The sequence below is a fragment of the Pedobacter insulae genome (assembly GCF_900113525.1).
GTDB lineage: Bacteria > Bacteroidota > Bacteroidia > Sphingobacteriales > Sphingobacteriaceae > Pedobacter > Pedobacter insulae.
Genome location: NZ_FOPP01000002.1, coordinates 308,139 through 322,621, shown reverse-complemented (window position 1 = coordinate 322,621; position 14,483 = coordinate 308,139). Strand labels below are relative to the sequence as shown.

The 14,483-nt window shown below is 36.5% G+C and carries 14 protein-coding genes; 8 read left to right on the top strand and 6 right to left on the bottom strand.

Annotated elements, in window-relative coordinates; genetic code table 11:
• Position 1: 1 nt before the first annotated feature.
• The 5 genes from BM207_RS04350 (at position 2) to BM207_RS04330 (ending at position 5,658) form a co-directional block, all read left to right on the top strand.
• On the top strand, positions 2-2,461 hold the full coding sequence (locus BM207_RS04350) for a ligase-associated DNA damage response DEXH box helicase (RefSeq protein WP_090992347.1): 2,460 nt from the start codon (positions 2-4) through the stop codon (positions 2,459-2,461).
• 3 nt (positions 2,462-2,464) lie between these two features.
• A complete protein-coding gene (gene pdeM, locus BM207_RS04345) occupies positions 2,465-3,103 on the top strand; it encodes a ligase-associated DNA damage response endonuclease PdeM (RefSeq protein WP_090992346.1) in 639 nt (212 codons plus the stop codon).
• 113 nt (positions 3,104-3,216) lie between these two features.
• The gene (locus BM207_RS04340; protein WP_177217050.1) at positions 3,217-3,774 is read left to right on the top strand and encodes an RNA polymerase sigma factor; all 558 of its coding nucleotides are present in this window, start codon (positions 3,217-3,219) and stop codon (positions 3,772-3,774) included.
• Complete coding sequence (locus BM207_RS04335) at positions 3,767-4,540, top strand: hypothetical protein (RefSeq protein ID WP_090992344.1); 774 nt, start codon at positions 3,767-3,769, stop codon at positions 4,538-4,540. Before BM207_RS04340 ends, BM207_RS04335 begins: the two co-directional genes overlap by 8 nt.
• 14 nt (positions 4,541-4,554) lie before the next feature.
• Entirely contained in the window at positions 4,555-5,658 is a 1,104-nt protein-coding gene (locus BM207_RS04330) for a DUF4097 family beta strand repeat-containing protein (RefSeq protein ID WP_090992343.1), read from the top strand.
• Positions 5,659-5,696: 38 nt separating this feature from the next.
• Here the strand turns inward: BM207_RS04330 and BM207_RS04325 are convergent, their stop codons facing one another.
• Genes BM207_RS04325 through BM207_RS04305 form a run of 5 tightly spaced genes read right to left on the bottom strand, consistent with a single transcriptional unit; the run spans position 5,697 to position 9,815 of the window.
• The gene (locus BM207_RS04325; RefSeq protein ID WP_245768022.1) at positions 5,697-6,317 is read right to left on the bottom strand and encodes a hypothetical protein; all 621 of its coding nucleotides are present in this window, start codon (positions 6,315-6,317) and stop codon (positions 5,697-5,699) included.
• Complete coding sequence (gene bioA / locus BM207_RS04320; RefSeq protein WP_090992342.1) at positions 6,307-7,575, bottom strand: adenosylmethionine--8-amino-7-oxononanoate transaminase; 1,269 nt, start codon at positions 7,573-7,575, stop codon at positions 6,307-6,309. The genes BM207_RS04325 and bioA overlap by 11 nt, the downstream gene beginning before the upstream one ends.
• Positions 7,572-8,408: a CPBP family intramembrane glutamic endopeptidase gene (locus BM207_RS04315; protein ID WP_090992341.1), complete on the bottom strand. Its 837-nt coding sequence runs from the start codon at positions 8,406-8,408 to the stop codon at positions 7,572-7,574. The genes bioA and BM207_RS04315 overlap by 4 nt, the downstream gene beginning before the upstream one ends.
• Complete coding sequence (locus tag BM207_RS04310) at positions 8,401-8,841, bottom strand: NUDIX domain-containing protein (protein ID WP_090992340.1); 441 nt, start codon at positions 8,839-8,841, stop codon at positions 8,401-8,403. The genes BM207_RS04315 and BM207_RS04310 overlap by 8 nt, the downstream gene beginning before the upstream one ends.
• Positions 8,838-9,815, bottom strand: a complete 978-nt coding sequence (locus tag BM207_RS04305; protein WP_090992339.1) for a cation diffusion facilitator family transporter — start codon at positions 9,813-9,815, stop codon at positions 8,838-8,840. Before BM207_RS04305 ends, BM207_RS04310 begins: the two co-directional genes overlap by 4 nt.
• 113 nt (positions 9,816-9,928) lie before the next feature.
• Here BM207_RS04305 and BM207_RS04300 point away from each other — a divergent pair, with 113 nt between their 5' ends.
• Positions 9,929-11,125, top strand: coding sequence for a pyridoxal phosphate-dependent aminotransferase (locus tag BM207_RS04300; protein ID WP_177217049.1), 1,197 nt, complete (start codon positions 9,929-9,931; stop codon positions 11,123-11,125).
• A gap of 46 nt (positions 11,126-11,171) precedes the next feature.
• Here the strand turns inward: BM207_RS04300 and BM207_RS04295 are convergent, their stop codons facing one another.
• Complete coding sequence (locus tag BM207_RS04295) at positions 11,172-12,416, bottom strand: ABC transporter permease (RefSeq protein WP_090992338.1); 1,245 nt, start codon at positions 12,414-12,416, stop codon at positions 11,172-11,174.
• Between the two features lie 242 nt (positions 12,417-12,658).
• Here BM207_RS04295 and queA point away from each other — a divergent pair, with 242 nt between their 5' ends.
• Together queA and BM207_RS04285 are read left to right on the top strand one after the other, a co-directional pair.
• Positions 12,659-13,708 (top strand): tRNA preQ1(34) S-adenosylmethionine ribosyltransferase-isomerase QueA, encoded by a 1,050-nt coding sequence (gene queA / locus BM207_RS04290; RefSeq protein WP_090992337.1) that lies wholly within the window; start codon positions 12,659-12,661, stop codon positions 13,706-13,708.
• A gap of 70 nt (positions 13,709-13,778) precedes the next feature.
• Positions 13,779-14,444: a 2-C-methyl-D-erythritol 4-phosphate cytidylyltransferase gene (locus tag BM207_RS04285; protein ID WP_090992336.1), complete on the top strand. Its 666-nt coding sequence runs from the start codon at positions 13,779-13,781 to the stop codon at positions 14,442-14,444.
• Positions 14,445-14,483 lie beyond the last annotated feature (39 nt).

Below are 14,483 nucleotides of genomic sequence, written 5' to 3'. Positions count from 1 at the left end.
TATGCAACAAACCATCGGCTATAAAAAAGTACAAGACTGGCTAAAAGCCGATAAAAAAAAGCCATTTGATTTTCAAGAGGAAGCCTGGCAATATTATGCCGATGGTTACAGTGGATTGGTAAACGCACCGACCGGGTTTGGCAAAACTTTTTCCTTGTTTTTAGCGGTTGTGATGGAAGGGTTGAGTCAAGAAAAGTCAAAGAAAAATGCAAAAGAGAGATTACAATTAATTTGGATCACCCCTCTTAGATCACTTGCAAAAGATATCGCCAGAGCAATGAATGAAACGTTGCAAGCATTAAACCTAGATTGGCATGTCGGTGTTAGAAATGGAGATACTAGCCAAAATGAGAAATTAAAGCAAAAAAAATCCATGCCTGAAATCTTGCTCATTACTCCTGAAAGCCTCCATCTCTTACTCGCCCAAAAAGGTTCTTCCATTTTATTTAATAATCTTAAATGTATCGTTGCGGATGAGTGGCATGAACTACTCGGCAGCAAGCGAGGTGTAATGGTTGAATTGGCAATTTCGCGGATCAAAGCATTAAATAAGAACAATTTATTAAGAATATGGGGGATTTCAGCGACAATAGGAAACTTAGATGAAGCCCTGGATGTAATAGAACCAGATTTAACGGCAAAACGAGTCATTATTAGAGCAAAACTATCTAAGAAGATTACGATTAAGTCTATTTTACCTGATGACATAGAAACTTTACCATGGGCCGGTCACCTAGGCTTAAAGTTAGCTTACAAACTGCTGCCCATTATAAAAAAAAGCAAAACCACGCTTATTTTTATCAATACCAGGGGCCAATCAGAAATGTGGTATCAGCACCTGCTAAATATAGAACCTGATTTAGCAGGGCGACTTGCGATCCATCATGGATCGATAGACTTCGAGCTACGCAACTGGATAGAAGAGTCATTACATACAGGTTTACTAAAGGCTGTGATTGCGACTTCATCTTTGGATCTGGGGGTGGATTTTAAGCCCGTAGACACGGTGGTTCAAGTCGGATCTCCGAAAGGCGTTGCGCGCTTTCTGCAACGGGCTGGTCGGTCAGGCCATTCTCCTGGCGCTACTTCTAAGATCTATTTTTTGCCCACCCACGCACTGGAATTAGTTGAAGCTGCAGCAATTAAAGAAGCAGCTAAAAACAATAACATAGAAAGCAGAGAACCTATGGTTATGGTATTTGATACTTTAATCCAATATCTGGTGAGTTTAGCCGTAGGTGATGGATTTGATGATCAACAAATCTATCAAGAGGTAAAAAATACACATGCCTTCAAATTATTACTTCCTGAAGAATGGTCGTGGATAATGCAATTTATAACAACTGGTGGCGACAGCTTAACAGCCTATCAAGAATTTAATAAAGTAGTTAAAGACGAACAAGATGGCCTTTGGAAAGTAAAAAGCAGACAGATAGCCATGCGCCATCGGCTGCATATCGGAACGATAATAAGTGATGCCATGCTAAAGGTCAAGTTCCTCTCAGGAGGCTACATAGGGATGGTAGAAGAATATTTCATCTCTAAGCTTAAACCGAATGATAGCTTTACGCTTGCAGGAAGAATTTTAGATTTTGTACAGCTCAAAGATATGACGGTAATTGTACGCCGAAGTAAGAAAAAAAGGGCGATGTCACCGAGTTGGTTAGGCGGGCGCTTACCCTTATCTTCCAATCTGGGGGCGGTACTGAGAAAAAAATATAACGAAGTTTTGGATCAACACCATGAAGACGAGGAACTGGATACCGTTTATCCATTATTCTTAAAGCAACAGGAAAAATCTCATGTTCCAAAAGAAAATGAACTTTTAATTGAATTAATAAATAATAGAGAAGGCTTTCATCTGTTTTCATATCCTTTTGAGGGAAGATTAGTGCATGAAATACTTGCTGCTCTGGTTGCTTATAGATTGAGTCGCTTGGTGCCTATCACCTTCTCAATTGCCATGAATGATTATGGTTTTGAATTATTGAGTGACACCGAAATACCAATGGATGATGCTATTGCCTATGATATTTTTTCACCAGTTAATCTGGCCCAAGATATTAAATTGAGCATTAATTCAACTGAAATGGCCAGAAGAAAATTTAGGGATATTGCCTGTATTGCAGGTCTTGTTTTCCAGGGATATCCCGGGAAATATGTGGCAAATAAACACCTCCAATCTTCGGCTGGATTATTTTTTAATGTGTTTAGCGATTTCGATAAACATAATTTACTTTTGCGTCAGGCATACGATGAGGTGTTTTACCAACAATTGGAAGAACCACGTCTGTTGGCAGCACTACACCGGATACAGCAAAGCAATATTGTAATTACACATCCCAAAAGCTTTACTCCGCTCTCATTCCCTATTAAAGTAGACAGTTTAAGAGCTAATATGAGTTCAGAAGAATTAGATAATAGAATTGAAAGAATGAAGGCAGAAGCAGCAAAATTTTAAATAATGACGATTACAGTTTGCGACGAAGAGTTTATTTTAATTAAGGAAAGGGCACTATTTTTACCTGAAAAGCAGCTTTTGGTCATCAGCGATTTGCATCTTGGCAAATCAGCTCATTTTAGGAGAGCTGGCCTACAAGTACCTTCTACAGTAGCACAAAGTGATTTACAACGGTTGTCTTTAATCATTGAGCGTTATGCGCCGCAAACATTACTTATTAATGGCGATATGTTTCATCATCAACTAAATAGCGATGTTGATGATTTTAGCAGATGGAAGAGCTATTATCGGAACCTTGAATTTATATTAGTCAAGGGTAATCATGATCGATTGGCAGATAAACATTACCAAGATTTAGGCATCCATGTGTACGAACCCAGTTACTGCACGGATAAACTTTGCTTTATTCATGATTCTACAGCTTGCAAAGAAGAAACCTTATATCCTATTAGTGGTCACATCCATCCTGGAGTAACCATTATAGGTAAGGCTAAACAAAGACTACGATTTCCTTGCTTCTATTTTGGAAAAGAATATGCCATTTTACCTGCATTTAGTGCTTTTACGGGGCTTTTCAACATCAAGCCCAATAAAGGAGAGGATGTTTATGCGATTACCCCCACAAAGGTATTAAAGGTATAACTGTTATTTAAAAAAGCATCAAACGACTTTTTTTTATAATCCGTGCAACAATAATAGAGAAATTGCGACTACCTTATAGAAACAATTTTATTTATATCCACAATACTAAATCATTGGCATCCACAGAGAAAAAAACGGATCTTGAATTAATTGCACTGTGCCAAGCCAACAATGACTTGGGGTATAGCGAATTATATGGAAAATATGCTAGACGTATCTATAATTCGATCCATAGAATCGTTTCTCATACTGCCGAAGCTGAAGACATTCTTCAGGAAACATTTCTAACTGTTTTTAAGGAAATTAACAAGTTAAGTAATGTGGTGAATTTTGAGGCTTGGGTAAAACGAATTGCTATCAATAGAGCTATATCTCATTTAAGAAAAAAGAAAATTGAATTTTCTAATATAGATACCACGGACATAGTAGCAGAAGACGAATATGACATACAGGAAAATGAATTATTTGAAACCCGAATAGAAGATGTTAGAAACAGTATAGAAAATTTGCCGCAAGGTTATAAAACGATAGTTTGCTTATACCTATTTGAAAATATTTCTCAAGAAGATATAGGTGCTATGTTAGGAATATCACATAACACGGTAAGAACCCAGTACCATCGCGCAAAAAAGAAAGTTTTATTATCACTAAAAGATAAAATTTATGAATGACCCTTTAAAAAAATATATCCAAGAAAACCGTGAGGATTTTGATCATCTCGAGCCCTCCGTGGATATTCTTTTTAAGATAAAAGCACAACTAAAAAGCTCCCCAAAAGAAAGGAAAGGAGTAACACGATTAATTGTGCAGCATAAATGGTTGGTCGCAGCTGCTATCTTATTATTGGTGTCGGCAACTTACTTGCTTGTTTCTAATCATAAGGTGCGGAACGAGCAGCTCGTAAAAAAAGAAGTTACTAAAGATAACAGCAGACTATTAGCTAAAAACAAAAAAGATATTGGAGTCAAGATTGTGCAAAAGGTTTCAAAACCTACTATTAATTACCTAAAGAAAAAGCGTAAAAAACTATTTCAACATAACCCCTTACTAGCAGCCTATCGTAATTTAACAGACAGTAGTTCAGCAAGCACTAGATTAGCAGCAATACTTGAAATTCAAGAATCAACAATGATGAGTTATGACATCATTGATAAGTTAACACAGACATTAAATCACGATTCCAACAGTAATGTTCGTTTAGCTGCACTTAATCTGATGAGCAAATATGCACAAGATAATTATGTTAACAATGCATTTATGACATCACTTTCAAATCAGAGCGACCCCTTATTGCAATTGAACTTAATCCAATTACTTAGTCAAACCGACAACCCTAAGCTAGATGATAAATTATACGCCCTTGCAAACGACCCTACAACGTTTGCACAAGTTAAAGATCAAGCTTATTTAGTATTACTTAATCAAAACAAACTTTAAAAACATACAACAATATGAAAAAGCAATTTATTATCCTCTTAGTGCTCTTAAGTGCAAACTTCATTGTTAAAGCTCAACAAGAGTATCGATTAGCAAAATCAAGTGGGAACCTAAAAATCAATATGTCTAGTGTCAACGTAGAAGGCTATGATGGCAAAGAGATAATCTTTTCTGGTCAAAAAATCGTAATAGACGAGCCGACTGATGAGCGCGCAAAAGGTCTCGTACCCATAAGCTCATCAAGATACATAGATAACACCGGAATTGGTATTAACGTAAGTGAAAACGGCCAAAATGTTACGGTTAATTTAGTTTCAAAAAAACCAGTCGGCGTAGTCACTATCAAAGTCCCACAAAACATGAAAGTGTCAATTATGAACAATTTCAATACCGGAAATTTTGTTTTTAGCTACAATTCCTCTGTAAATATGAGTAACACAACTAACGATAACAAAACGGTGGAGAAAGTTTCTGATGAAATTGTTCTGAAAAACCTGAAAAATGAAATTGAAGTATCGGTTTACAATAGTAAGATTAAACTAGAGAATAATACTGGCCCAATGAATATTAAAACGGTATCGGGTTCTGTTGATGCCATATTTAATGGCGATATTAAGGGGCCAGTTTCAATTGTTTCAGCTACAAATTATGTAGATGTGACCATGCCAGCGACCACCAAAGCAAATATAGAAATGGGAAGTAGTTACGGAAAACTTTTTGCTGGTAAAGAGTTCAAATTCGATCTTGACAAAACAGAGACAGAAAGCTTTTCAAATGTAGCAACAATAGGAAGTCGTGTTGCAGGCAGACAAATTTATACAGCTGCGAAAGTAGATACCGCCACTAGTTCAGCTACTAAAGCAAAAACTTCTAGTAGTGGTGGAAAAAATAAAACCGAAGTTATCGTAGTCAAAGGCTTTCCAACTGCTAGATTGTCTGGCACTACTAAAGGCACAGGAGTTCAAATATTAAATGGCGCTGTTTTCACAGACGGCAATAACCTCTTTACTAGAAGTTACGCTTTAGGTGGTGATAGAATTAAGGGCAAACTCAATGGAGGTGGAGTTGATCTCATTTTCAAATCGACCAACAAGAACGTTTATTTAAGAGAAAAATAGCAATTATTCATTAGCTAATTGGCCAATTGATTAATTAGCTAATGAATTTCTTCTCGTAAACCTGCCGTCCAATCGCCAAACATCCTTTGCTCTATTTTGATGATCTCTTTTGCATGATCCTCCCAATCAGGAGAGAATTCTTTCAATTGGTTAAGCATCTCTTCCAGGTGCCCCTCTTCTTCTAAAATAATTGACTTTACGGTAACTTTACTTTCATTTGCAGTGAGTACGCTTTGATAGATGGGATAAAGTTCATCGGCCCGAACCTCAATTGCATAAGTCACAAATAAATAGGCAGCGAACTTTAAATCAGCACCTGACAAATTAAAATGCTCTTTCAAATACCTACAAACTTTGACATCGAGGGTATTAAGGTAAAAACGGGTGTGGTTTGGTGCGAGCAGTTCAGTATTATGGTAAGTTTTACATATATTATCGTCCAACTTAGCTAATTGCTTCTTTAAATAATAAGCGTGACGATGCTCTTCCGCAGCATGTTTTAAAATCAATAAGGTTACCTCTTCTTTGTGTTCGGCTGCAGAAATTTTTCTCGCGCCAGCATTTTCCATGAAGGAGAGCGTGTTTAACCACTTTGAGTGTAAAGTATTATCTTTAACGATGCTTGATAGAAGGGTGTTTAAGTGCATATTATAGGTCATCTAGGGCTTGACTAATTGTGCTGTAAATATACGCCAGTTCTTCATTAGTGATAATATATGGCGGCAAAATATAAACAATATTCCCTAATGGCCTGAGTACAATACCTTTATTTAAGAAATAAGTATACAAATTATCTCTTAACGAGCTCAAATACGAAGTAGAATCCTCAGTTTGCCATTCTATTGCGATAATTGTTCCGGTGTGCCTTATCGTTTTTACTTTTGCATGACCTGCAATTTTATTCATAAAAAGCGAATGTTGGGCTTCTATCCGTTTAATATTTGCTAATGTTTGAGGCTCTAATAAGATAGCCAGACTTGCTAATGAAGCCGCACAAGCTACAGGATTAGCTGTAAACGAATGTCCGTGATATAAAGTCTTTAATTTATCATCACTTAAAAAAGCCTCAAAAATTTTGCTATTGCAGGTAGTTACACCTAAAGGCATAGTACCCCCGGTTAAACCCTTGCTCAGACAAAACAGATCGGGCTTTTCATTTAATTGCTCGCTGGCAAAATAGGTTCCTGTACGACCAAATCCTGTCATCACCTCATCCGCAATACACAAAATCTCACTCTCCTGGCAAATTTTAATTAATTTATCCAAATACTTTGCCTCGTACATCTGCATTCCTCCAGCTCCTAAAATTAAAGGCTCAAAAATGAAACAGGCTAACTGAGATTTTAAACTTAGGATCCGAGATTTCAGATCTTCAATGTTTTCAGCACAGGGCAAATCAATAAATTCAACGTCAAACAGTAGTTCGTTAAATGGATCAGTAAAAATGCTCCTCCCACTTACCGACATAGCGCCAAAAGTATCTCCGTGGTAAGCATCTCTAAAAGCTAATACTTTTTTACGGCTAGTATTTCCTAGATTACGCCAATATTGAAAAGTCATTTTTAAAGCCACTTCAACAGCTGTCGATCCGTTATCACTATAAAACACCTTCTCTTGCCTGCCTGGCAGCAATGGCAATAATTGCTCGGCCAATAAAACGGCCGGCTCATGAGTGAAGCCAGCAAATATCACGTGTTCTAATTTCAGTAACTGTTCTGATACTTTTGCCGCAATTCGGGCATTAGCGTGCCCATGAATATTTACCCACCAGGAAGAAACAGCATCAATATAGCGCTTTCCCTCTTCATCTATTAAATAAACACCTCTTCCTTCTACAATGGGAAGTTGAGGTAGTGCACCTTTCATTTGTGTATAAGGATGCCAGATTACTTTTTTATCTCTTTCTTGTAAGTTCATATTCCAATTGGTTCTATTTTATGTTTCATAAAGAAATAACTTATGATCAGCATCATTACCATTGTACAAATCACAGACCCCTCTATTCCGAACTCGCCACCTGAAAGATGGCGGGGCCCAATTGGCTTTGTGTTAAGTAAGCCAGTCGTTTTATTTCCACTAACGTTAAAGCCAAACAAAACACCTTGAGCAAAGTTCCAGCCCAAATGAATACCGATGGCCCAACTTATATTGCGATGGTATAAAGTAACCATGGAGAATAATATACCAGCCAAACTAATATTGAGCATTGCCAGCCAGGTAAAACCCGCATTCCCTGTATGAAGAAGTCCAAAAAGTACACCATTAATCAACACAGAAACAGTTAAGGGATATGTTTCTGCAAGAACAAACAAAGCATATGTTCTAAAAAATAGTTCCTCAAACAAGGCAACAATTAAAAAGTATAAGATGTAAAAGAAAAACAAACCGATATTTATACTTCCCATCATAAAAGAAGCATTTCCAGTTAATGCCATCAACATAACACAAATTGTCATTATAATAACCCCAATAACAGTTCCCTTTAAAAGACCACTAAACGCGCCTTTTTTTGTAATAAAAAAATCGTGAAACGTTATAGGATAAAAAATTTTGGTAAGAAGAAACAATGCTCCGAAAACTGAAAATATGAGGAAAAACTCTAAAAAAACAATGGAGTGCTCTGTAGGTAATCCTTTAACAAAGGGTATTTGTTGAATAAGTCCGACCGGTAACGCAAAGAGTAAAACACAAAATAGGAATAAAACTAATTTTGCTATTGGCAAGACCGCATGTAATAAATGTTTATGCATTGTTTAAACTCTTAAGCAATCGAACTACAGCTTGATCGGTTTTAAAAGTGAGCTTATGTTCATCTAGTTGAGCTATTTTTTCCCATCTGAAGGATTGGGCTGAATCTGCGTCAAAATCAAAGACATTGGTTTTAAAATTCAGTTGCAATGGCGAAATAGATTTTACCAAATAATAAATACTAATTACCTGGCTTTCATTGAATGCAGATTTCTCATAAAAGTCAGTCGTATAAAAATGTTGTAGTACCTCAATTTCAGCATTACATTCTTCTAAAAACTCGCGTTTTAAAGCTTCAATAAGTCCTTCACCCAATTCAACTCCTCCTCCAGGAAACTTTGTAAAGTCCATTCCAAACTCTCGCTCATCGCTTAGTAGAACTTCTTCGTAATCGTTGATCAGCAATCCATAAACTCTTAGATTAAAATAGCTCATTGACTAAAATGTTTTTGATTTTTAGTTACATTTTCCATTGTCCAGACAATTTCTCCCTTAAAAGCTTCCTGTCTGACAGGGCAATTTGGCATTTTACAATAATTACAACAAGCGGGGAGGCATGGATCAGCATGTATAAATAGCTCTGTTTCGTAAACTCCAGATAGATTAATTAATTGATCGATATTTGAAATCTGCTGATGAACGACATTTAGATCAAAGTAATATGGTAACGTTACGTGACAATCTATATGCAAATCAGCGCCATATTGTTGCGCCCTTAAATTATGTACGTCAATCCAACTATCCTGCCTATTGTCTTGTAGAACCTTCACAATATCTTTTACTAATTCGATATTGCTTTCGTCCATTAAGCCTCCAACCGATCTCCGAGTTAATTTATATCCGTTAAAAATGATGTATATGCCCATGGCAATAGATATCACCCCATCAAGCCAATAAATTTGTGTAAGTTGAATTAAAATAATTCCTAAAACTAAACCACCACTGGTGATCGCATCTGATAGTAAGTGTTTGCCATCTGCTTCTAACGTAATTGAATGATGTTTTTTTCCAGTAGAGATCAAATAAAACCCGACAATCAAATTAATCAACCCTGTTGCACCAATAATAATTGCACCATCATACAACTTCCCGATTTCATTTGTATAAAGTAAATCGTATGACGATTTTAAAATAATGATAATTCCAGCCACACTAATGAGCACACCCTCTACAAAAGCTGAAAAAAACTCTACTTTACCATGCCCATATGGATGATTTTCGTCCTTCGGCAATGTAGTTAGATAAATGCTATAGAACGCAAATGCACTAGCTAGCACATTTACAATACTCTCAGCAGCATCTGTTAAAATAGCATTTGAGTGGGTTAGAAAATAAGCCACGAATTTTGCCAGCATTAAAATAATACTCACACAAAGAGAAATCAGAATGGCTTTCTTTTTTGGATGCAATTTGGAGAATTTTGATTCAAAAGTACAGTTTAGGCGTTAAATTATCTCAAAAAGTATTTTTTTTACCCGCTAATTGTAATCGATGTTTATATTTGCTATTTCACAGCAACATTATGACATTTTTATCCGAAAGAATCAATAACTTATCAGAATCTGCAACACTTAAAATGACGAAGCTTGGCCGCGAATTAACGGCTAAGGGCATAAACGTTATAAGTTTGAGTATTGGCGAGCCAGATTTCAACACTCCTGAACACGTAAAAGACGCTGCAAAAAAAGCGCTTGACGAAAATTACACTCGTTATTCACCAGTTCCTGGCTATCCAGAATTACGTAAAGCAATTTGCGAGAAGCTAAAGAATGAAAACAATTTAACTTATGATATTTCTCAAATTGTTGTTTCGACAGGTGCAAAGCAATCACTTTCTAACGTGATTTTAACACTCATCAATCCTGGAGAAGAAGTTATTATCCCAACTCCTTATTGGGTTTCCTATTCAGAAATGGTAGTATTGGCAGAGGGAAAATCTGTTTTTATCGATACCGATATTGAAAGTGATTTTAAAATTACTCCTGCGCAACTTGAAGCTGCAATAACACCAAAAACCAAGCTGTTCATGTTTTCTTCTCCTTGTAACCCAACTGGATCTGTTTACAGTAAAGAAGAATTAGCTGGCTTAGTTAAAGTGTTCGAGAAATATCCCAATATTTTCATCCTATCGGATGAGATCTATGAGCATATTAACTTTATTGACAAACATGAGTCTATCGCGCAGTTTGAAAGTATTAAAGATCGGGTAATTATTGTGAATGGCTTCTCAAAAGCATTCGCAATGACTGGCTGGCGACTTGGCTATATTGCGGCAAGTAAGGAAATAGCAGCTGCTAATGATAAAATGCAAGGACAAACCACTTCTGGAACATGCTCAATAGCACAACGTGCTGGAATAGCCGCTTACGAACAGGGTTTAGAAACTGTTTTAGAAATGAAAAAAGCTTTCAAAAGACGCAGGCAACTGGTGTATGATTTATTAAATGATATACCTGGAGTTAAAACCAACCTGCCAGACGGAGCATTTTATTTTTTTCCAGAAATAAGTTCTTTCTTCGGTAAAAGAGATGCGGAAGGAAACATAATTAAAGACTCTGCTGATCTAGCCTTATATTTACTAAATGTTGGTCACGTAGCAACTGTTGGCGGCGATTCATTTGGCAACAATAACTATATCCGTCTTTCTTATGCCGCATCAGACGAAAGTCTGATTGAAGCATTACGAAGAATTAGAGAAGCATTAGGAAAGCTAAATTAATATCAATTAGCTAATTAGTAAATATACTAATTAGCTAATTAACTAATTAACTTCGTATCGCTTCTACAGGATCTAACCTGGAAGCAGAAAATGCTGGCCAAAATCCAGAGATCATACCGATGATTACCGAGATCCCAATACCGAGCACGATATTTTTGAAGTAAAGAATAATTTCAATATCAGCGCCATAGGTAAACAAAAGGGTAATTCCATATACAAGTCCTAAACCCAATGCGCCACCCATAATACAAAGCGCTATCGCCTCGAACATAAATTGTAGCAAAATAAAATAGTTTTTTGCGCCTAGCGATTTTTGAATACCAATGATGTTGGTTCTTTCCTTAACGGAAACAAACATGATATTTGCTATTCCAAATCCACCTACCAAAATCGAAAATCCCCCGATTACCCAACCGGCCACATTCACCATTCCAAACATTAAATCCAGCTGGTTAGATATCATGGTGGTTTTATTAAGTGAGAAGTCATCTTCTTCCCCGGGTTGCAAGCGATGAATAGACCTCATCATACCTTTAAGCTCACTTTCAACGTCCTCCAAACTTACATTTTCTTTTCCCCTAACCGTTACTTGCGGATTATAACGTTGATTGTTTATATCAAAAATTCCCTTGGCAAAATTCAACGGTATCAATACATTCTTATCCTGCGACATTCCCATCATGTCCTCCCCCTCGCGTTTAAAAACACCAACAACTGTTACCCTCCTACCCATTATCTTAACCTGTTTACCAACAGGATCCGTACCATCAAATAATCCGTCAGCAACCTCAGCCCCAACGATACAGACTGGGCTACCAGATCTACCTTCAGTTTCTGTAAAATATCTACCGTCTTGAAACTCTAAATTCCACGTCAGATTATATTCCTGTGAAGCAGCATTTAAACCAATACCCTCTACAGAATTACTTCTATATTTAATGGTACGATTATTAGTCGAAACCTCAAAACAAATCCCACGGGCGAGTTCCAACCGATCCTTTAAACCGTTATAATCTCTTAATGAGGGCTCAGGACGGTTTACATATTTCCACCAAGGAAAATTGTCACTGAAAATCCAGGGCCATTTCTGAACAAACAAAGTATTTGATCCCAGTTTGTCAACGCTAGCCTGAAGTTTGTCTCGCAAAGTATCAACCGCCGTAAAAACAGTTATAATGGTAAAAATACCAATAGTAATGCCCAATAAAGAGAGCATTGTCCTGAGTTTGTTTTGGCGAAGTGCATCAAATGCAAATCTAAAACTTTCGCCTATTAGCCTGAAAATTATCATAATTAATATTTAGACCAAAAATAGCAGAAAAGGTTACAGATTAAGTAGTATAATATAAAAAATACAAAGATTACAAAAACTCCTTTCTACTCTTACTGTTTATTTATTAGAAAAACAAAATTATAATTCGTAAATTTGCGCCCTAATTTACTACATCAAGAAATAGTGATACGATGGCTTAAAATAAATTATTTTAAGCATTAAAAACTCTTTCTTACAAATAAAGACATAAAGAAAAATAGATGAAATTATCTCAATTTAAGTTTAATTTACCAGAGTCGCTATTAGCGAATAATCCTGCAGAACATAGAGACGAAGCCCGTTTAATGGTTTTACATAAAGACAGCGGCAAGATTGAGCATAAGATTTTTAAAGATGTTTTAGGTTATTTTGATGATCAGGACGTAATGATCTTGAACAATACTAAAGTATTTCCTGCTCGGTTATACGGAAATAAAGAAAAAACTGGCGCAACCATTGAAGTTTTTTTATTGCGGGAACTGAATAAGGAATTACGCTTATGGGACGTCCTAGTTGATCCAGCACGTAAAATACGAGTAGGTAATAAGTTATATTTTGGCGATGATGATCTTCTAGTTGCTGAGGTAGTAGACAATACAACTTCGCGTGGACGTACCATTCGTTTCTTATTTGATGGAACCGATGAAGAGTTCCGTAAGAATGTAGAAATTTTAGGAGAAACGCCGCTTCCGAAATACATTAAACGTAAGGCAACAGCTGAAGATAAAGAACGTTATCAAACTATTTTCGCTAAGCATGAAGGTGCGGTAGCTGCGCCAACAGCGGGATTGCATTTTAGCAGGGAGTTAATGAAACGATTAGAATTAAAGGGAGTTGATTTTGCGGAAGTTACACTGCATGTGGGCTTGGGAACCTTTAGACCGGTAGAAGTAGAGGATTTAACTAAACATAAAATGGATTCAGAGCAGTTTATCATTGATCAAACAGCGGTTGATGTAGTAAACAAAGCTTTAGATAATAAAAAGAAAATTTGCGCGGTTGGTACTACTTCCATGCGAGCAATCGAGTCTGCAGTTTCCTCTGGAAGAAAACTAAAAGCAGCAAACGATTGGACTAGTAAATTTATTTTCCCTCCTTATGACTTTAGTATAGCAAATTGTATGATTACCAATTTCCACACTCCAGAATCAACTTTATTGATGATGGTAAGTGCATTTGGTGGTTATGAGAATGTAATGAATGCTTATCAAGTGGCAGTTAAAGAAAAATATCGCTTCTACAGCTTTGGTGACGCGATGTTGATTATATAATAGACAAAGTATTTCTACCAAGTACCTCGACACTACATCCTGATACTTGGTATACCTTAATGCTATTAACATGGAGTATTATGCAATTATAGTAGGTGGAGGATCTGGAAAAAGGATGCAGAATGTAATTGCTAAGCAGTTTCTATTGCTTAATAACAAGCCAATATTAATGCATACTTTAACGGCTTTTTACAATTCCCCCTTCAAACCAGAACTGATTTTAGTATTGCATCCAGACTCGCACGCCCAGTGGCAAGAACTCTGCCTTACTTACAATTTCGATATACCTCATTTAGTAATTAGAGGGGGCGAGCAGCGCTTCCATTCTGTAAGAAATGGATTAATGGCTATCAAAGGAGAAGGCATAGTTGCTGTGCATGATGGTGTTAGGCCCCTTGTAAGTGCTAAATTAATTACTCAGACTTATGAAATAGCGGAAAGAGAGGGGAACGCTATCGCATGCGTTAAACCAAGTGACTCTATTAGGAAAGTTAAAAATGGAGAAAGCAAGGTATTAAACCGCGAAGATATCGTATTGATACAAACTCCTCAAACCTTCGAGATCACTCAATTGAGGAAAGCTTATCAACAGCATTATAAACCTAAATTCACCGATGATGCAAGCATTGTGGAGAAGGCTGGTTTTAAGATAAATTTAATAGAAGGAGAAAGAAGTAATTTAAAAATAACTTATCCAGAAGATTTAGAATTAGCTCATTTTTTATTAAAAGCCTGATTTCAAAACTTTGACAACCTTTATAGATTGTCAAAGTAT